The 17,762-nt window shown below is 42.0% G+C and carries 18 protein-coding genes; 5 read left to right on the top strand and 13 right to left on the bottom strand.

Going from position 1 to position 17,762, the window contains the following annotated elements:
• Position 1: 1 nt before the first annotated feature.
• Positions 2–529 carry a LemA family protein gene (locus tag ACU696_RS06040; protein ID WP_110732251.1) on the top strand — a complete coding sequence of 176 codons (528 nt, stop codon included), beginning with the start codon at positions 2–4 and terminating at the stop codon, positions 527–529.
• A 134-nt stretch (positions 530–663) separates the two neighbouring features.
• Positions 664–1,056 carry a hypothetical protein gene (locus tag ACU696_RS06035; protein ID WP_109911923.1) on the top strand — a complete coding sequence of 131 codons (393 nt, stop codon included), beginning with the start codon at positions 664–666 and terminating at the stop codon, positions 1,054–1,056.
• Between the two features lie 17 nt (positions 1,057–1,073).
• Here the strand turns inward: ACU696_RS06035 and ACU696_RS06030 are convergent, their stop codons facing one another.
• From ACU696_RS06030 to ACU696_RS05995, 8 genes are all read right to left on the bottom strand, one after another.
• Positions 1,074–2,297 carry a RhtX/FptX family siderophore transporter gene (locus tag ACU696_RS06030; protein WP_004914377.1) on the bottom strand — a complete coding sequence of 408 codons (1,224 nt, stop codon included), beginning with the start codon at positions 2,295–2,297 and terminating at the stop codon, positions 1,074–1,076.
• Positions 2,275–3,708 carry a PepSY-associated TM helix domain-containing protein gene (locus ACU696_RS06025; protein ID WP_209102229.1) on the bottom strand — a complete coding sequence of 478 codons (1,434 nt, stop codon included), beginning with the start codon at positions 3,706–3,708 and terminating at the stop codon, positions 2,275–2,277. Before ACU696_RS06025 ends, ACU696_RS06030 begins: the two co-directional genes overlap by 23 nt.
• The gene (locus ACU696_RS06020; RefSeq protein ID WP_109911920.1) at positions 3,705–3,956 is read right to left on the bottom strand and encodes a hypothetical protein; all 252 of its coding nucleotides are present in this window, start codon (positions 3,954–3,956) and stop codon (positions 3,705–3,707) included. Before ACU696_RS06020 ends, ACU696_RS06025 begins: the two co-directional genes overlap by 4 nt.
• Positions 3,956–6,094 (bottom strand): TonB-dependent siderophore receptor, encoded by a 2,139-nt coding sequence (locus tag ACU696_RS06015; protein WP_209102231.1) that lies wholly within the window; start codon positions 6,092–6,094, stop codon positions 3,956–3,958. Before ACU696_RS06015 ends, ACU696_RS06020 begins: the two co-directional genes overlap by 1 nt.
• Before the next feature lie 107 nt (positions 6,095–6,201).
• The gene (locus tag ACU696_RS06010; protein WP_004914388.1) at positions 6,202–7,071 is read right to left on the bottom strand and encodes a helix-turn-helix transcriptional regulator; all 870 of its coding nucleotides are present in this window, start codon (positions 7,069–7,071) and stop codon (positions 6,202–6,204) included.
• 96 nt (positions 7,072–7,167) lie between these two features.
• Positions 7,168–8,349 carry a cyanate transporter gene (locus ACU696_RS06005; RefSeq protein WP_123382483.1) on the bottom strand — a complete coding sequence of 394 codons (1,182 nt, stop codon included), beginning with the start codon at positions 8,347–8,349 and terminating at the stop codon, positions 7,168–7,170.
• Entirely contained in the window at positions 8,346–8,813 is a 468-nt protein-coding gene (locus ACU696_RS06000; protein ID WP_209102233.1) for a nucleoside deaminase, read from the bottom strand. The genes ACU696_RS06005 and ACU696_RS06000 overlap by 4 nt, the downstream gene beginning before the upstream one ends.
• Positions 8,813–9,499 carry an ankyrin repeat domain-containing protein gene (locus ACU696_RS05995; RefSeq protein ID WP_109911915.1) on the bottom strand — a complete coding sequence of 229 codons (687 nt, stop codon included), beginning with the start codon at positions 9,497–9,499 and terminating at the stop codon, positions 8,813–8,815. Before ACU696_RS05995 ends, ACU696_RS06000 begins: the two co-directional genes overlap by 1 nt.
• Before the next feature lie 84 nt (positions 9,500–9,583).
• On the opposite strand from ACU696_RS05995, the gene ACU696_RS05990 reads away from it, so the two are divergent.
• Both ACU696_RS05990 and ACU696_RS05985 read left to right on the top strand, forming a co-directional pair.
• The gene (locus tag ACU696_RS05990; RefSeq protein ID WP_164528454.1) at positions 9,584–10,441 is read left to right on the top strand and encodes a LysR substrate-binding domain-containing protein; all 858 of its coding nucleotides are present in this window, start codon (positions 9,584–9,586) and stop codon (positions 10,439–10,441) included.
• Entirely contained in the window at positions 10,438–10,788 is a 351-nt protein-coding gene (locus ACU696_RS05985) for a nuclear transport factor 2 family protein (protein ID WP_109911913.1), read from the top strand. The genes ACU696_RS05990 and ACU696_RS05985 overlap by 4 nt, the downstream gene beginning before the upstream one ends.
• A 74-nt stretch (positions 10,789–10,862) precedes the next feature.
• Here ACU696_RS05985 and ACU696_RS05980 read toward each other — a convergent pair whose 3' ends face one another.
• Positions 10,863–11,825 (bottom strand): agmatinase, encoded by a 963-nt coding sequence (locus tag ACU696_RS05980; RefSeq protein WP_109911912.1) that lies wholly within the window; start codon positions 11,823–11,825, stop codon positions 10,863–10,865.
• Between the two features lie 50 nt (positions 11,826–11,875).
• Positions 11,876–13,096: a sodium/glutamate symporter gene (locus ACU696_RS05975; protein ID WP_109911911.1), complete on the bottom strand. Its 1,221-nt coding sequence runs from the start codon at positions 13,094–13,096 to the stop codon at positions 11,876–11,878.
• A gap of 282 nt (positions 13,097–13,378) precedes the next feature.
• Between ACU696_RS05975 and ACU696_RS05970 the strand changes: the two genes are divergently transcribed.
• Positions 13,379–14,260 (top strand): LysR family transcriptional regulator, encoded by an 882-nt coding sequence (locus tag ACU696_RS05970; RefSeq protein WP_117162845.1) that lies wholly within the window; start codon positions 13,379–13,381, stop codon positions 14,258–14,260.
• A 64-nt stretch (positions 14,261–14,324) separates the two neighbouring features.
• Here ACU696_RS05970 and fbaA read toward each other — a convergent pair whose 3' ends face one another.
• From fbaA to epd, 3 genes are all read right to left on the bottom strand, one after another.
• Positions 14,325–15,401 carry a class II fructose-bisphosphate aldolase gene (gene fbaA, locus ACU696_RS05965; protein WP_109911909.1) on the bottom strand — a complete coding sequence of 359 codons (1,077 nt, stop codon included), beginning with the start codon at positions 15,399–15,401 and terminating at the stop codon, positions 14,325–14,327.
• Positions 15,402–15,460: 59 nt separating this feature from the next.
• A complete protein-coding gene (gene pgk, locus ACU696_RS05960) occupies positions 15,461–16,624 on the bottom strand; it encodes a phosphoglycerate kinase (RefSeq protein WP_004914415.1) in 1,164 nt (387 codons plus the stop codon).
• Positions 16,625–16,716: 92 nt separating this feature from the next.
• Positions 16,717–17,736 (bottom strand): erythrose-4-phosphate dehydrogenase, encoded by a 1,020-nt coding sequence (gene epd / locus ACU696_RS05955; protein ID WP_004914418.1) that lies wholly within the window; start codon positions 17,734–17,736, stop codon positions 16,717–16,719.
• Between the last annotated feature and the right edge of the window lie 26 nt (positions 17,737–17,762).

The raw sequence follows: 17,762 nt of genomic DNA, 5'->3' as shown, positions 1-17,762 counted from the left end.
CATGGAAAAGCTTATTTTTTTCATCATCATTGCGGTTATTAGCTATATTTTTATACGCTATCTTATTAATATTTATAATAATATTGTATTTTTAAAAAACAATTGCCATAAAGCGTTTGCTAATATTGATGTATTGCTAAAGAAGCAAATTGAATTAGTGCCGGTATTAACTCACGTTGCAGATAAAGCGATGGCACATGAAAAGCAGCTGTTTAGTGAATTGATTGCCAGCCGCCAGCGCTATTTATCCAGCAGCGCGATCGAAACCAAAGTCGATATTGCGAATCAACTGACAGCGAAAATAAAGCCACTGCTCGCGGTTGCAGAAAACTACCCAACACTAATTAGTAAAGCAGTCCTAAGGGAATTACAAACCCAAGTAAAACATATTGAAGACCAAATTGCAGACCGACGTGAATTTTTCAACCAAACCGTCACACTCTACAATACAGATATTCATGTTTTCCCCAATCTGATTTTTGCCAGATTATTTCGTTTTAAAGATATCCCCCTACTCTACTCTAAATAATTCGAGTTGCAGGTAGGCGACAAAGGAAGATAGGCCGATGAGCATACACAAGTATGTGATTCGGCTAGCTGAGTGTAGTCAACACCCTTGCAACTTGAAGTATGACGAGTATATGGCAAACAGGAGTGTTTATAATGATAAGTATCCCTTTCTCTTGGTTTGGTTTCACCGATTGGCTCATTGAGCAAGAGGCAGGGCTTATCATTATGTTTGCGACATTCGGTACACTACTTTTAACGGTTGCCGTCCTTATCATCCTCAATATATTCGGGTTAAAAAAGTACTCGCTCTACATTGCAGGTGCTTTATTTTGTTCCGTTTTCATTAGCATGATGGTCATGATCCCACTGTTACTGCTTTTTAGTATTGAAAATTCAATTAAGTTGCAACTTGTCTGGTTGGTGATCGTTGCCAGTTGCTTAATTTCATTTTTAAGCAACCGACACTATTTAGATATCTACTTCAATTCCATTGCAAAGAAAGCGAATAAAGAAGTCAAAAAACAAAATAAGAAACGTAAAAAATAGCACCGGATCTATTTATCTTAAACTCGCTCTGTTTCTAATCGCTGCATATAGCGGTAGTGCGAAAATGTCACTAACAGCGCAATAAAGGCAATTAACGCCCCTAATATAAACCCACCGGAATAGCCTACCGCTGCGGTTAAACCTACAAGCATCATTGAACTGGCTAATTCACCAATATCACGGGTACTTTGTACTGCTGTCATATCAGTACCTGCTTGCTGATAGCGCGATGCAAATTGCATCCCGGCCGTCATTATCGCGACTGATGTAATCCCCGCAGATAACGAACCAAATGTAATACACAGTGCAACTAAAGAAATAGAAACACCATTAGCCGATTGCAACAGCCATAACAATGAAGATAACAAAGCAAATAACAGACCAAATGAGAAAGCGCGCCACACACCGATTTTACCGATTAACCACGCCCCACCACCACAGCCTAGTACTAATGTGACCATCCCCCCTGCCATGCCCATTTTACCAATTTGCGCTAATGACCAACCCGCATCATTTAGGAATAGTTTGGCTAAACCAAAACCGGAAACAGCCGTCACCGCAGAAAGCAAAGTTAATAACAATAAACGCGGAGCACCACGACGTTTTACCGTTTTTAATAGGCTCGCTTTTTCGTTCATTTCCTGTGTTATTGATGGCGTTTTTAATGGACAGACACTAATAAACAATAAACTGAGTAACGGCACGCAGGCTAAAACCCCCAAAGCAAGGTGTTGGCCTAAACTTTCACTCATGATCATCAACCCTGCGCCACCAATAAAAAAGCCCGCCATCACCCCTGCTATCTGTACCGCATTGATCTTTGATAACATTGTGCCACTGACCTGCTCCGCAGCCATACCATCTGTTGCAATATCTTGGGTAGCACTGGCAAGGGAAGCGGCAAACAACAATACAATGCAGGGTAAAGCATTCTCAACCGATAACCCGATGGTGCTTAGTGCGAACATCGTTATCGTGACAATAATTTGCATTGGAATAATCCAACTTTTACGGCGACCTAAACGGTTCCCCCAATGGTTATCAACAAACGAAGCCCATAAAAATTTCACTACCCATGGCAAACCGACTAATGGCAAAAAAGCTAATGCTTTCAGTTCGCCTCCATCATGGCGTAAAAAAGTAGGCAATGCATCCATTGCTATCCCCATCGGTATCCCTTGCGCAAGATAAAGTAACCCCAAAGTCACCACTAACTGTTTATTTTGTAATAGATCTTTCATACTCACTCCGCGCACGTTTTGCTGTGCCTGACAATTTTCGACAACCGAATAAAATACATAAAAGCCCTATTCCGCCACATAACAAAACGAGATTGATACGAGAAAAAGGCAACGAACTAAACAGATAGGAGGCTATAAATGCGAATAGCAACAAAACAGCGGAGAATAAAAGGCATGCCTGCAAGCTCAACTGTGCATTTTTGCAGAGTAAACTCGCTATACAGGCTATCCCCCAGCCCATAAAAAAGTGCATTGGTAGCAAAGCAGTGAACCATGGTATTAGCGCTAATAGTGCGCATGCGGACAACAGCAATCCACCACAACTGCCCACAATGAACCTTGCCGCTAGGCTATAATTTCTTTTCCAACACCATATGGCGAGGCCGACAGAAACCAATATCAGCCCACTCACCCCTACGATAAAATGCAGATAACTCAATGTATTACTTATTTTAGGTAACCATTGATATTGCCCATAATGCAAAGGTTGGATGGCGATAAAAGCACGTGTCCAAATACCTTGCTGTGCAGAATTCCGCACTGCAACTAACTGGCGCTTTTTACTATCAAATTGATATTGTTCAAAGTTAGAGGTAGATAACTGTCCATTACGCACACCGCCAATCACCCACGTATCACCTTGCTTGAACAAGATTTGAGGGATAAAGCTAGGGACTGTTTGCTGTAATGCGCTGATTGCCGCAGTAATCGAGCTTTCAGCCGCGGGAACCGGTGTTTTCAGTGGTTTAAACTCGCCCATCAAGGTTTTCATGATAATTTGTGGATTATCCGGTGCAGCCCTTTCACCAAGGGAAACCGTTCCTAGCGCCCCTAGGCCTGATAATGCTCCGGTAAACGCAAATAAAACCAGCCACGGATAACACCATAGGCCAAGCCAGCTATGTAAATCATGGAGAAACACTCTCAAGTGTGTCACACGCGGCAAGCGCACCATTGTGGATATTCTGCGGCGTTGTATCACTAGCCCTGTGATTAACAAAACGGCGAATGCAAAACCAAATAAACTGATAAAAACTCGCCCAGGAAAATCCATAAATAAGTTTTTATGTAATGTTACTAGCCACATTGTCGGGCTGTTTAAGGCAACCAATTCACCGTTAATCGCGCTATAGCTTAATTCACATCTTCCCATACCTTGGCAAAAAGTGATCTCAGGATTATGCTGCTCAGGCAGCTGGATCATGGTTGCACTTGGTTGCAACGCAAGAAGCTGTTCGAGTGGTAATAACTCACCTGAAAGTGGCACATTGTTCCACCATAACCGCAATGCATCACTACCTAAGCTCCAACACCCTGTGAATAGGATCACAAACAGAAAAACGCCAAATAGCGCCCCAGCACTGCGATGTAATTGGTCTAAACGACGAGTGAGAGGCTGTTTATGCTTCATACCCACCCCGCCATCATTAAAAAAAGCGGCAATAGCCACCAGCTATAGCTACGTACTAATAATTTTCGCCAATTTAGTGCACTGAAGTTATAAACTAATAATCCCATCGTGATGATAACGCTTAGAAATATTGCACCATATACGCGTTCGAGCGGATCTGCTGATGGATAAAAACGTGCTATCAACATCGATAGCACGATCCCACCGAACAACGTGCCAATAACTGCTAGGCAACTGACTAATTTCATTAAAAATCAGCCTTCAATGTAAACATTACATTACGTGGATCACCATAGCGGTTATTCCATTGTGGAGAGAAGAGTCCTGAGTAATAACGACGGTCGAACAAGTTATTAACATTAACCGCTGCCGTCCATGTCTCATCGATTTGGTAACCTAAGCGGGCATTAAAAATGGCATACCCACCTTGACGCAAGGTTACATTACCATTGCTAGTGCTGTAGGCGCTTTGCGCTTGCATACCACCGCCCAAGCTCCATTTGCGCTCATTCCAAGGTAGGTCATAGTTAGACCACACGCGTAGCATATGACGAGGGGTTAAAGTGTTATAAGACTCCCCTTGATGCTGACTGTCATCACGGTATTTCGTATCCGTATAGGTATAACCCACCGATACATCCCAAAATGGGGTCAGATAACCAATACCTTCAAGCTCAAAACCTTGGCTACGAACTTTACCACCACTAATGAAATAGTTATTAAAGCCCCCTGTTGGGTGTGCAGGGTCAATTTGTGGGTTATTTTTAATATCAATTTGGTAAATAGCACCTGATAGGTTTAATCCGCCATTGAATAGCGCGCCTTTGACACCCGTTTCAAGCGTTTGCCCTTCAACAGGCTTGAGCATTTTTCCGCTCCACGTTTTTCCTGTTTGTGGCTGATAGACTGTTGAATAGCTGCTATACCATGACCATTGCGGCGTAAAATCCCAAATCACACCACCGTAGGGAGTAAGGCGGCCATTTTCGGTGAAGTTTGCTGTTGGTGTTTTGACATCCCACCAGCTATCACGCACCCCCGCAATAACAGTAACAGGTTCGATCACTTTGATACGTCCCATCCCGTATAGACCCTTTTGCGTCGTTTTGGTTGGCCCTGCGGAGCTATAAGCGCCAACATTAGGTTTTGGTACACTGTGAGGGTCCCAACGATACACGTTCACTGGTACATTTAAGGCGGGGTCTAAATCTGCGCTATATTGCTTTTCACTGGCATGTGAGTAACTTGCACCGACAACTACATCATGGGTTAACCCCCATGCGTCTACCTTACCGTTTACACTGGTATCTAAGCTGGTTTGTTCGTTACGGAATTTATACGCTCCCCCCATTAACATTGCACCATCACCGGTTACAGGGTCGATATTTCCCCATGCTCCTGCGTACAATAATCGGGCATTTACATGTTGATACTCTGCGTTAAGCTTATATTGCCAATCATCATTGATTTTATGTTCAATACCCGCAAATGAACGGGAGGTATCCCACTTGAAGCGGTCCCAATCCACATCTAAATAGGTTTTACGTGGTAAATGTAAATCACTGCCATCTTTACCGAAAGGAACACCTGCCATATTGGTAACAGAATCAATTGTTTGGAATTGTGCCCCCATACGCAGTAAAGTATCTGGGGTAACATCGATGTCAACAGTACCGTACATCAACCGTGTTTGTTGGTCAGAGATATCATAAAAATAGTCTTTATCTTCCCATGCCATGACAAACCGCCCACGCACTGAACCTGATTGATTCAGTAGGCCCCCAACGTCCACTTCTCCACGATAACGATCCCAACTTCCCGCACTTAAGCTCAACTTGGCCATATTTTCTTTTGGCGCATGTTTTCTTACCATATTGACGGTTGCGGCGGGGTTTCCCATACCATGTAAAAGGCCGTTCGACCCGCGAAGAATTTCAACCCGCTCATATACCGCCATATCTTGAGGAGAACTGGCCATGTTACCTAATAGAGCTGGCACACCATCAATTTCAAATGAATCAATCTGGAAGCCGCGCACATAATAAGCCGTTGTTAACTTCACATAGGGCGCACTGGTTACCCCTGTTGCACGTTGCATGACATCATCAAGCGTTTGTAGGTTTTGTTTTTCAATTTGCTCTCTATCAATCACGCTAACAGATTGCGCCACTTCCCGTGGTTTGAGTGCAATTTTTCCGAGTGTTGTCACCCCCGGTGCAACATAGTCATCATCAATCTCTGAAGATGCGGTCACTTGTATAACATCCTGTTTCGGTTGCATAGGTGCTGCATTCACCATCGCAGAGCAACTCACTGTTGCACACAAAAGGGCACAAGGTGTTAAGCGGAATTTTCCGCGTGACTTAATGTTATAAACGGACAGCATTTCCCACCCTAAAAAAGTTAAATGATAATTGTTATCAATTTAACAATTAATGTAATGGGATACTTTCGACCGCCGGAATTTGTCTATCGTTATCCGGCTACACACTGTTATTTTTTGAGTTGATTAGGTGAAATGCCAAAACGTTTGCGAAATGCAACGGAGAAATGAGCGGGGGTATAGCCGACTTGGTAAGCCACTGTTGAGATATTTGCATCATTCATACTCAATAGCTGGAAAGCTGTTTCCAAACGGGTCTCCTGCAACCAGCCATAAATACTATTGCCAAATAATTGGCGAAAGCCTTGCGTGAGTTTACGGGTATTGACCCCTAACCGTTTAGCCAATTCATCTAAACTGGGTGGGGATTCCATTTCCTGAATCAATATAGTTTTTGCCATATGCAAGATATCAATATCTCTCTGGCGCAATACGCTCATAACAGGCGTATTTGTATGAGATAGCGAATGATGTAAGCACAGTGCCGTAATTTCAGACACTTTAGCGCTTAAATAGAGTTGGCGTAATGACGAATGAGTTGGGCAAGCAAATAACTGATGAGTGATCGCCAGTACACTCGGTGGAATAACCAACTGTAATAGCTTTGGGGAACGAGGATGATAACAAGTATCTGGTAAACTTAATTGTTGCATTTCCAACCATTCAGGAGAAATATCTATCATGGTGTATTTCATGGTTTGCTGGCCATAAAATTGATTATTCAATAGATAATTTTGCGAGCTGCTCGATAAAATCAAAGAAGGTGAATTGACTTCAACATTTTGTCCCGCGCTACTACGGCAACCCATTGCTCCTTGATGGATAGCCACAATTTTGAGCCCAGCGGCTTGTTCTTCTTCAATACCTAAATCACGGTTAATCAGAAACTCACCGCGGCGGATCCGGATAAATTCACCAACAGATTGTTCTTCACGGGCTGAATGTGCTTGTGTGAATTTATCTTCAATACGCTGCTGCATAGGGCTCTTACCTAGACGAATAAATAAACAGTTATAGTGGCAAAAAAACACCAAGATAACAATAATTATCATTCGCAATAAAAAAGAGGAGATTAATTATCTTAAATTGAAGATTTGACTATAGCTTTTAGGGTTCAAACGCAAATAAAGAATCAATGTTACTAATACAAAGACCACATGCATTGCCCATACCCATGTAAAACTCTGGCTGACTTGATGTAACCAAGCCGCCACTAATGGCCCAAATGCAGCAATAATAAAGCCACCAGCCTGCATCAACGACGTTAATGCGCCTGCGCTAACGGGATGAGGAAGGTGATCTAAAGCCGTAATAATACTGAGTGCAAAGCAGCCGCCTAACCCCATGCCTAATAGCGCCACCCACAAAAGTGGCACATCGCTGGCAAACAGCATCAGCCCAGAAAAACCAAGTGCTTGGCAACTGAGCGTGACTATCAACCAAAAGCGACGATCAATATTATGCGAAGCAAATACAGGGATCATTAGCGCAGATAACGCCTGAAACACCGTTAATATGGCAACAAACGTGCCACTTTGTGCAGCACTCATTCCCTGCTCTTGGAAAAAAGGTGCCAACCAAGTCACTACGGTACCATAACCCGCATTAATCAGCCCAAAACCTGCCATCAATAACCATGCTCTCGGCTTTCGTAAGAACACCAATACTGAAACTGATTCTACTTTTGAACTCCGCTCTGTATGTACATTCGCCCAAATAGCCAACAACGCCAGCAAAGCTGGGAAGGCAAGCCACGCTAAGGCACTCTGCCAATGGCCTGTCATTTCCTCAACTAAAGGGGTGAGCTGTGCGCCAATTGCTCCCCCCGCCATTAACGTGGCGGAATACAACCCTGTCATCATCGCCATTTTTTGGGGGAAATTCGCTTTAATGAGCCCAGGAAATACCGACTGAATATAAGCCGCCCCCACACCACATAAAAAAGCCGTTAATAATAAAGCCGCACCATCAACAACAAAGTAACGAGCGAGTGAACCGACTAGCAGTAATAGCATTGCAGTACTGATCCCTGCACGCTCGCCTATACGTTGGTTTAACATCGGTACAACCAATGCCCCAACCCCCATCAACAACATGGGTAACAAGGTTAAAAGCGAAATGCTTTGATAACTCATCCCTGTCGTTTGAATGATATTGTCGATAACAGGCCCTGGGCCCGTCATAAAGGGCCGTAAATTCAACCCGACTAAGACAATGGTCAGTATCAACGCCAACGAAGATGGTGCTGTTTTACTCATTTAGATTGCCGTTCCCACCACTGTTGGTACAGGGTGCTGCGCATTTCACCGTTGGGCTTTAATTGCTCAAACCGTAAACCTGATTGTTGTTCAGGCGCGACTCTCAGCGCTTTTGCAATGGCATCCGTAGAAAGCCCAAAAGGTGCGGCATCATCGTTTGAATAGGCGTAAACGACCCGAGAGATACCCGCCATTCGCATGGCAGCAAGGCACATGGGACAAGGCTGTCCACTCGCATAAACCACACAGTCATCTAATTTCACGCGGCTTAATTTTTGCCCTGCCTGACGCAGCGCCATCAGCTCTGCATGGGCAGTTGGGTCATTGAGCTCAAGCATCTGGTTGACGCCACTTGCAACGACTTGCCCATCACAGACAACAATTGCGCCAAAAGGTCGTCCGCTAGCTTGCACGTTTTCCATTGCTAAGTTGATAGCTTGTTGCAAAAATTGCGTATCCGACATTATTTCGCTCCCGAATTCTCAAGAATTTCAATCAAATTACGGTAACCTTTGCTTTTTGCCAACGTCAACGGTGATATCCCCGAGCCATCCGCTAAATTGACATCTGCGCCGCCTTTAATTAATTCAGTGACAATTTGTGCGTACTTATCGCTACCATCACCCAAAATAATCGCCTCAATCAGTGCAGTCCAACCCAACCGATTAACGTGATTCACATCAACCCCTGCATCAATCAAGGTTTTGACCGTCGTTACGTGTCCGCGTTCTGCCGCAGGGATCAACGCAGTTCCCCCGTAGCGGTTAGTACTTTTTAAATCAGCCCCATTTTTCAGGGTTAATAATAAAATATCTTGCAGCCCACGCGCCCCTGAATAAAGGTACGGTGAATCTTGCATGTTATCCTTCGCATTCACATCTGCACCGCGCTCAATTAAATAGCGCGCCACATCCACACGGTTTTCATGGGTTGCCGCCATCAACGCAGTACGTTGGCGTAAATCGCGTTGTTCAATATTCGCGCCTTGCTCAACCAAGGATTTAACAGCTTGTAGATTACCTTGTTCAGCCAATGACACCAAAGAATCAAGTTGTGAATTCGCCATACCTTTCACCATAAATACCAATGAAACTATAAGAATGCTAGCTAAGTGAACCAACCATTTCCCACGTAAAAAGAATGTTTTCATGATTAATCTCCCCGATGACTCTTTAATCTACTGAAAAAGTATGCTATTTAAAAATTAAATAACTAAATGATAGGTATTTATAAAATGAATCCATTGCTCAATCTTGTTTTGTTGAAAACCTTTGTCACTGTTGCTGAAACAGGGAATTTCACCGTGGCTTCACAGCATTTAAATTCAACGCAATCAACATTGAGCCAGCAGATTCAACGGCTAGAAACTTTAGTCGGCCAGCCTTTATTCATCCGGGGACACCGTATACTTACCTTAACCGAAACTGGTGAGGTTTTGTTGAGTTATGCAAAAAATATCTTAGTACTTAATGATACCTTCTTTATGAAAATCACTGGCAATGCGGTAATTCAAACTATTCGGCTCGGTTTTCCAGAAGATCTCGCTTCTGGCCAAGTTACCCCAACACTTGCTGCATTTATGCAAGCTAATCCCAATATACGGCTAGAAGTCACGAGTGGCCTAAGCCGCCAGCTTCATCAGCGCTACCAACATGGTGAGTTAGATTTAATTATTGTGAAACAGAAAAAAGGCGAATTTAAAAGCGATTACCATTGGCCTGAACCATTATGTTGGCTAATTAGCAACCAATATAAACACTTCAATAATGATTCCGTACCCTTGGTAGTTTTTCCTGAAAATGGTCTATATCGTAATGATATGTTTAAGTTATTAGACAATGAACAGCGCCCTTGGCACATAACTTATACTTGTTCTAGCCTCGCGGGCATTCAAAGTGCTATCGCTGACGGGTTAGGGGTCAGCTTATTACCTTTGCGAGCAAAACTACCTCAACATCGAATTTTAACAGAAGAAGAAGGTTTCCCAGCCGCTCAAGAAATGGAAATTGCCATGCATTTCCACGCAAATACTTCGGATATTGTTACTCAGCTAGCCGAGAAACTGGCACAAAAATTGGAGGAACGCGAGTGATACATAAACTGATTGAATTAGAAAAAAAATTACATAACAGTACTAACCGACAGAATAGCCATTTTCTTCGTGAGATTTTGCATGCAGATTTTTTTGAATTTGCTCGTTCTGGAGGAACCAGTGATAAGCGAGATACGCTTTTGTCATTAGCAAATGAAATGGAAACATCTATTTATTCAGAAAATTATCACTGCTCATTCTTGAGCGATAATACCGTGTTAATGACCTATACCAGTTTTGAATTACACTATGGTAAAAAAATCAAACCCACCCATCGTTCATCTATTTGGCTAAAAAATTCAGAAAACCAATGGCAGCTGCGGTTTCATCAAGGAACCCCAATATAACTCTCTACTAAAAAATTTGAAGCCTACTGAAAAACAACAGCCTCCATTTGAAGACTGCTGTTTTTTATTGACGATTACTTATCAAAATAACCCGCTCGGATAGATGCCCCAATAAGATTCACCACGAAGCGCCCAGCAGTCACCCCCGTTAGCTTAGATGGAATATCTTTGGCTGGGGTAATTTCCACAATATCCATACCAACAACGCGACCCTTCTTCACTAAACCGTGAATTAGGCTCCGAGCTTGCAAATAGGTCACCCCACCAGGAGCTGGGCCATCAACTCCAGGCATGATACTTGGGTCAATCCCATCTGCATCAATACTAATATAGTAGTTCGAATTATCAGGGATCCGGTCTAAAATGGCTTGCATCCCAACCTCATGCAGTTCGTAGGCTGGAATAACATGCGCCCCATGGTCTTTAGCCGCTTGGTAATCCGCTGGGCGCCCACTACCTTGCGCACGTAAACCAATTTGGAAAATTTCACCGATATGTTTCATTTCTGAAGCGCGGCGGATCGGGCTTGAAAGGCCAGTATCGACACCATTAACCTCTTCACGCCAATCTAAATGCGCGTCAATATGCACAAGTGTAATCGGTCCTATTTCATCAAATCCCTGCAAAATAGGTGTTGTGATGCCATGATCGCCCCCTAAAACAATAGGAAGTGCTTTAGCTCTTAGTAATTGCCGAACCGCCTCAGCCGCACGTTGATGATGTTCCCCCAAAGGCTTTGATAAATCAGGAATAACATCACCACAGTCAACAAATTTAATATCTTTTCGGCCTTGTAATAGTGGCCCATCAATATCAAAATCATAATGATCTGGATGCCTAACAATTCGGTCACTCATATCACGTAAATATTGTGGAGCTCGAGATTGGTCATTGGTAAATGCGTGAGCACTATAAGCAGAACTAAATGGCATCCCTAGTATGGCAATATCCGCTTCAATGTCGGTCAATTCAGTCACTAATTCTGAATATAAAAATGTTTTATGCCCAACATTTGGGGGTGTCGTTAATTTTTTCATACAAACTATTCCTTCTTAGATTTAGTTTTATTTCTTTTATTTTTTATTTCTTAGCCACCAAATGTGTTAGCTAGGAATACAAATAGAGGAACACCAACAATATCCGTTAATACCGTTCCGGCGATTGGAATAATAATGAATGCCTTTCGTGAGAATAAACCATATTTATTACAAATAGCGTCCATAACCACTAAGCCATTTGGTGTTGCACCTAAACCATGTCCAATAAAACCAGCGGACATAACAGCAGCATCATAGTTTTTACCTAATGCGCGATAAACAACAAATATAGAAACTAATATTGTTGTAATAACCTGAGATATTAATATAATCGTTAGTGGTAATGCTAACTCATATAATTCCCAAAGTTTTAATTTCATCATTGCCATCACTAAAAACATTTCTAGTGATAGAGTAGAAATTAACACCACTGTATTACGAGATATTTTAATTATCGGTTTTCTTTCATTAATTGAATGAAATACAACACCAACAAATAAACTAAAAATATGGCCGGGAATGGTAAAGCCTGTTGCTGTGCTTATCCATTTCGCTGTCGGCATTCCGATAGCGAGTATGCTTAAAATAACCGCTCCTGTAATAATACATTGTTGGGCTGTAATTTTATCTTCTTTGCTGTTACTTTCTGCTAAATTTTCTAAATCAACATGGTCAGTTTCAATTTTTAATTTATTTCTTTGGATCAACCAGTTCCCAACTGGCCCCCCTAGAATTGACCCTGCAATCAAACCAAACGTTGAAGCCGCTAACCCAACATTCAGTGCTTGGTCATGACCAAAGGATTCAATCAGTGGTGCTAAAGATGCCGCCATACCATGACCACCCTGCATCGAGGCTTGGCCTGCCATCATGGCAACTAATGGCTCAATATCTAAAACATATGATAAACCAATGCTGACGCCATTTTGCATAAATGCCAATCCCCAGCAAATTACCATATAAATCAGTAATATTTTTCCACCACTCACTAATAGTTTAACACCTGTCATTAAACCAATTGTGACGAAGAATACATACATCGATAAGTCATATAATGTGTTATCAAAATTAAGTTCTACAATATTAAATTGATAAGCTAACCACATTACAATAGAAAACATAAACCCGCCGATAACAGGGCTAGGAATTGAATACTTCATAAAAAATGGGAATTTTTTTATAATTACATTGCTAGCGATTAATAATAAAGCCCCTAATGCTGTAAATGTAATCATATCTAATTTTATTGTTAACAATTCATCTGTGACCATAAATTAGAATCCTTTTGTATTTATATATATTTGGATTAATTATTATTTTGTGGCGCCACTTTGGTAATAATCTATTAACAACTACAACTTTAAGATATACGTATCTGATAGGAATAAAAGTGATATTTTTGATCCTATGGTTTCATAAAATGAAACCTTTTATAGAAAACAAAAATAATTTTAATAATTAAAATAAAACAACATTATTTGTGTCGTTTGTATCCCAACAAAAATTAAGCTAGATTAGCATTTAGTGATTCATTTCACGTAATAGGTATAAATATGCATAATAAAAAATTAACGGAAAAAGACTTAAAATCATTACGTGTTTTTACTTCTGTTGCAGAAGTCGGTGGCTTTACCATTGCAGAAAAAAAATTAAATATGTCAAAAGCGTCAATAAGCCGCCATATTCGTGAAATTGAAGAAAAACTCGGTGTCCAATTATGTGAAAGAGGGCCTTCAGGCTTTAAGCTAACTGAATCAGGTTTATTTGTTATCGAAAAAGCCAAAACCGCTTTGAAAGCATTAGATAATATCAAAACTGAAGTTGATGAACGCCATGGGGTTTTATCTGGCACATTAGTTATTGGTGTTATTGAACATATTTTAACGGATCCACTATGCCATCTATCAGCAACAATCACTCAATTTACCCAAGAAGCACCTAATGTCAAATTAGAGCTAAGCATACTCAACCATAATCAATTAAATAAAGCACTTAGCGACAGAACAATTCAAATTGGTATTCGGGGGCAGTATCACGAAAATAACCGTTATAATTATCAATTCTTATTTATAGAAAACCATAAGCTTTATGTTTCTGCCAATACCGCCAGCAACAAGCATAATCTAGCATTGGTTTACCGGCCACATCCATTCACTGAAAGTATTTTAGCATCGGGTGAATTTAGTCGAGGCCCTGAAGCCGCTGGCCTTGAGGCCGTTGCTACCTTTATCGCTTCAGGTCACTATGTCGGAATTCTGCCCGAGAACTATGCCTCTCATATTAATTTTCGCCACTCACTGGTAGAAATGAACGATTCCCCTGTTTTTCATAACCGCATATGTGCGATCACTGAGGCCAGTAAACCGCTAACACAAAGTGAAGCATTATTTTTGAAACTACTTTCACAATTAAGTGAAACTTCGCTATCTACATGATCAAAAATCCCCCAGTAAGTCACCTTACTGAGGGATTCATCACAAGAAACTTAATGCGTGTTAATTAGAGAACATCAACACAGTTCAGTTCTTTAAATGCTTGCTCTAAACGAACAACCATTGACTCTTGTGCTTTACGCAGCCATACACGTGGGTCATAGTATTTTTTGTTAGGTTTATCCGCACCTTCTGGGTTACCTAACTGACCTTGCAGATAGCCTTCGTTCTTTTTGTAATACTGTAAAATACCATCCCAAGTTGCCCACTGAGTATCAGTGTCGATGTTCATTTTGATAACACCGTAGCTAACTGCTTCTTTGATTTCAGCAGCACTTGAGCCAGAACCACCGTGGAATACGAAGTCTAAGCTGTTGTGTGGCAGATTATATTTTTCTGAAACGTAGTCTTGTGAATTACGCAGAATTTTTGGCGTTAACTGAACGTTACCTGGTTTATAAACACCGTGAACGTTACCGAAAGATGCAGCGATAGTGAAACGTGGGCTCACTGCACTCAGTTTTTCATACGCATATGCAACGTCTTCTGGCTGAGTGTACAGCTCAGAACTGTCCATTCCGGTGTTATCAACACCATCTTCTTCACCACCTGTACAGCCTAATTCGATTTCCAATGTCATATCGATTTTAGCCATACGTGCTAAGTATTTAGCACAGATTTCGATGTTTTCTTCCAGTGATTCTTCTGACAAGTCAATCATGTGAGAAGAGAACAGTGGTTTACCGGTTTTCGCGTAGTGTTTTTCACCTGCATCTAACAGGCCATCGATCCATGGCAGTAATTTTTTCGCACAGTGGTCAGTATGCAGAATAACAGGAACACCGTAGTGCTCTGCCATTTGATGCACATGATAAGCACCTGAAATTGCACCTAAAATTGCAGCTTGTTGGCCTTCTGCTTTCAAACCTTTACCTGCGATAAATGCGGCACCGCCGTTTGAAAACTGAACAATAACTGGCGCACGCACTTTCGCGGCCGTTTCAAGTACGGCGTTAATTGAATCCGTACCAACACAGTTCACCGCTGGCAATGCAAAGTTATTTTCTTTGGCAACTGCGAAAACTTTCTGTACATCATCACCCGTGATAACACCCGGTTTAACAAAATCAAAAATTTTAGACATGTGAAAAGGTCCTGTGGTAAACAGGCAGCCTACGCTGCCTGTTGTGTATGAACAATTAATTACGCTTTAGCACGTTCTTCTAGCATCACAACGGCAGGGAGCTTTTTGCCTTCAACGAACTCAAGGAAAGCACCGCCACCAGTAGAGATATATGAAATTTTGTCAGCAATATCGAATAAATCGATAGCTGCTAGGGTGTCACCACCACCAGCGATAGAGAATGCGTCGCTATCAGCAATCGCTTTTGCAACGATCTCGGTACCTTTACGGAAATTAGGGAACTCAAACACGCCTACTGGGCCATTCCAAAGAATGGTTTTGGCATTTTTCAGGATCTCAGCCAAGCGCTGTGCAGATTCATCACCTAAATCCAGAATTTGTTCGTCATCTTTAATTTCAGTACTCGCTTTCAGAGTTGCTGGTGCAGTTTCAGAGAACTCGGTTGCAACGCGAACATCCGTTGGTACTGGAATTTGGCAGTTTGCCAGTAATTTTTTCGCTTCAGGGATTAAATCCGCTTCATATAATGAGCGACCAACATTATTGCCTTCCGCTGCGATAAAGGTATTTGCAATACCGCCACCAACAATCAGCTGGTCTGCGATTTTAGATAGGGAATCTAATACAGTCAGTTTCGTTGACACTTTAGAACCACCAACAATCGCAACCATTGGACGAGCTGGGTTATCTAATGCTTTACCTAATGCTTCTAACTCACCACTCAGTAGTGGGCCAGCACAAGCAACTGGAGAGAATTTAGCAACACCATGTGTTGACGCTTGTGCGCGGTGAGCCGTACCAAATGCGTCCATAACATAAACATCACACAATGCAGCGTATTGTTTAGACAGGGTTTCATCGTCTTTTTTCTCGCCTTTATTAAAGCGAACGTTTTCCAGCACAACTAACTCGCCAGCTTCGATTTCAACACCGTTAAGGTAGTCTTTAACTAAGCGGACTGGGTAATCCATTTTGTCAGCCAGATAGTCAACAACAGGTTGCAGTGAAAACTCTTCGTTGTACTCGCCTTCGGTCGGGCGACCAAGGTGAGAAGTGACCATGACTTTAGCGCCTTGTTTCAGAGCAGCTTCAATTGTTGGTAATGAAGCACGAATACGTGCATCAGAAGTAACTTTGCCATCTTTTACAGGAACGTTTAAGTCAGAACGGATGAATACGCGTTTACCCGCTAAGTCTAAATCGGTCATCTTAATTACAGACATGGTGAATCCTCTCGTTGATTCTCTATAAAGTTTCCATCAGCGACTGTGCAAAACAATAAAGTTATCATGCCCTGCTGTCTGTCAGTCGCCAATTAGTTTAAACCTGTCGCTGCCATCGCTAATGTTGTATCTAGCATCCGGTTAGCAAACCCCCATTCGTTATCACACCAAACTAGGGTTTTAATTAAATGCTTACCACTAACTCGCGTTTGTGTACCGTCTATAATAGCACTGTGTGGATCATGATTGAAATCCATCGAAACTAGCGGTAATTCAGTGTAGTCCACTATACCACGAAAATGGCCTTGTGCCGCGCTTCGCAGTAGTTGGTTGACTTTATCAACACAAACATCGTTATGTACGGTAACACTCAAATCAATCGCTGTCACATTCGTCGTCGGTACACGGACAGAAATGGCTTCAAAATGGTCTTTAAATTTCGGAAAAATTCGCGTAATTCCTGCCGCTAACTTGGTATCAACAGGAATAATAGACTGACTCGCTGCACGAGTTCTGCGTAAATCTTTATGATAGGCATCGATAACAGGCTGGTCATTCATTGACGCATGAATCGTCGTCACGGTTCCCGATTCAATCGAAAATGCCTCATCAAGCAATTTAATAATAGGAATAATACAGTTGGTGGTGCAAGAAGCATTGGAAACAATCTTGTCTTGAGCGGTTAAGCTTTCATGGTTAACACCATAAACGATAGTTGCATCAAGGTCATCAGTACCCGGGTGAGAAAATAATACTTTTTTCGCCCCTGCCGCTAAATGCAATAAGCCGTCATCCCGTGAACCATAAACCCCACTACAATCTAAAACAACATCAATCCCCAGTTCTTTCCAAGGCAACTCATGCAGCTCAGATTGGTGAAATAAACGAATATTATCATCACCAACTTGTAAAAGTGTTCCGTTAAGTCGTACATCCCAAGCAAAACGCCCATGGCTGGAATCATACTTCAGCAAATGCGCAATCCCTTCAGGTTCAGCAAGTTCATTAACCGCCACCACGACAATCTCTGCCCGACGGCCAGACTCATACAACGCTCTTAGAACACTTCGACCAATGCGGCCAAAGCCATTTATTGCTACCCTGATTGCCATTCTACACCTTGTATCTGAGCAAAATC

The sequence above is a fragment of the Providencia sp. PROV_01 genome, from assembly GCF_053098325.1.
The sequence above is the reverse complement of the archived record's forward strand: the minus strand, read 5'-3'. Positions and strand labels throughout refer to the sequence as shown.

What these genes read in the sequence shown, in the direction of transcription:
- ACU696_RS06040 (WP_110732251.1), top strand. Translation starts at nt 2, where the DNA reads ATGGAAAAGCTTATTTTTTTCATCATCATTGCGGTTATTAGCTATATT.
- ACU696_RS06035 (WP_109911923.1), top strand. Translation starts at nt 664, where the DNA reads ATGATAAGTATCCCTTTCTCTTGGTTTGGTTTCACCGATTGGCTCATT.
- ACU696_RS06030 (WP_004914377.1), bottom strand. Translation starts at nt 2,297, where the DNA reads ATGAAAGATCTATTACAAAATAAACAGTTAGTGGTGACTTTGGGGTTA.
- ACU696_RS06025 (WP_209102229.1), bottom strand. Translation starts at nt 3,708, where the DNA reads ATGAAGCATAAACAGCCTCTCACTCGTCGTTTAGACCAATTACATCGC.
- ACU696_RS06020 (WP_109911920.1), bottom strand. Translation starts at nt 3,956, where the DNA reads ATGAAATTAGTCAGTTGCCTAGCAGTTATTGGCACGTTGTTCGGTGGG.
- ACU696_RS06015 (WP_209102231.1), bottom strand. Translation starts at nt 6,094, where the DNA reads ATGCTGTCCGTTTATAACATTAAGTCACGCGGAAAATTCCGCTTAACA.
- ACU696_RS06010 (WP_004914388.1), bottom strand. Translation starts at nt 7,071, where the DNA reads ATGCAGCAGCGTATTGAAGATAAATTCACACAAGCACATTCAGCCCGT.
- ACU696_RS06005 (WP_123382483.1), bottom strand. Translation starts at nt 8,349, where the DNA reads ATGAGTAAAACAGCACCATCTTCGTTGGCGTTGATACTGACCATTGTC.
- ACU696_RS06000 (WP_209102233.1), bottom strand. Translation starts at nt 8,813, where the DNA reads ATGTCGGATACGCAATTTTTGCAACAAGCTATCAACTTAGCAATGGAA.
- ACU696_RS05995 (WP_109911915.1), bottom strand. Translation starts at nt 9,499, where the DNA reads ATGAAAACATTCTTTTTACGTGGGAAATGGTTGGTTCACTTAGCTAGC.
- ACU696_RS05990 (WP_164528454.1), top strand. Translation starts at nt 9,584, where the DNA reads ATGAATCCATTGCTCAATCTTGTTTTGTTGAAAACCTTTGTCACTGTT.
- ACU696_RS05980 (WP_109911912.1), bottom strand. Translation starts at nt 11,825, where the DNA reads ATGAAAAAATTAACGACACCCCCAAATGTTGGGCATAAAACATTTTTA.
- ACU696_RS05975 (WP_109911911.1), bottom strand. Translation starts at nt 13,096, where the DNA reads ATGGTCACAGATGAATTGTTAACAATAAAATTAGATATGATTACATTT.
- ACU696_RS05970 (WP_117162845.1), top strand. Translation starts at nt 13,379, where the DNA reads ATGCATAATAAAAAATTAACGGAAAAAGACTTAAAATCATTACGTGTT.
- fbaA (WP_109911909.1), bottom strand. Translation starts at nt 15,401, where the DNA reads ATGTCTAAAATTTTTGATTTTGTTAAACCGGGTGTTATCACGGGTGAT.
- pgk (WP_004914415.1), bottom strand. Translation starts at nt 16,624, where the DNA reads ATGTCTGTAATTAAGATGACCGATTTAGACTTAGCGGGTAAACGCGTA.
- epd (WP_004914418.1), bottom strand. Translation starts at nt 17,736, where the DNA reads ATGGCAATCAGGGTAGCAATAAATGGCTTTGGCCGCATTGGTCGAAGT.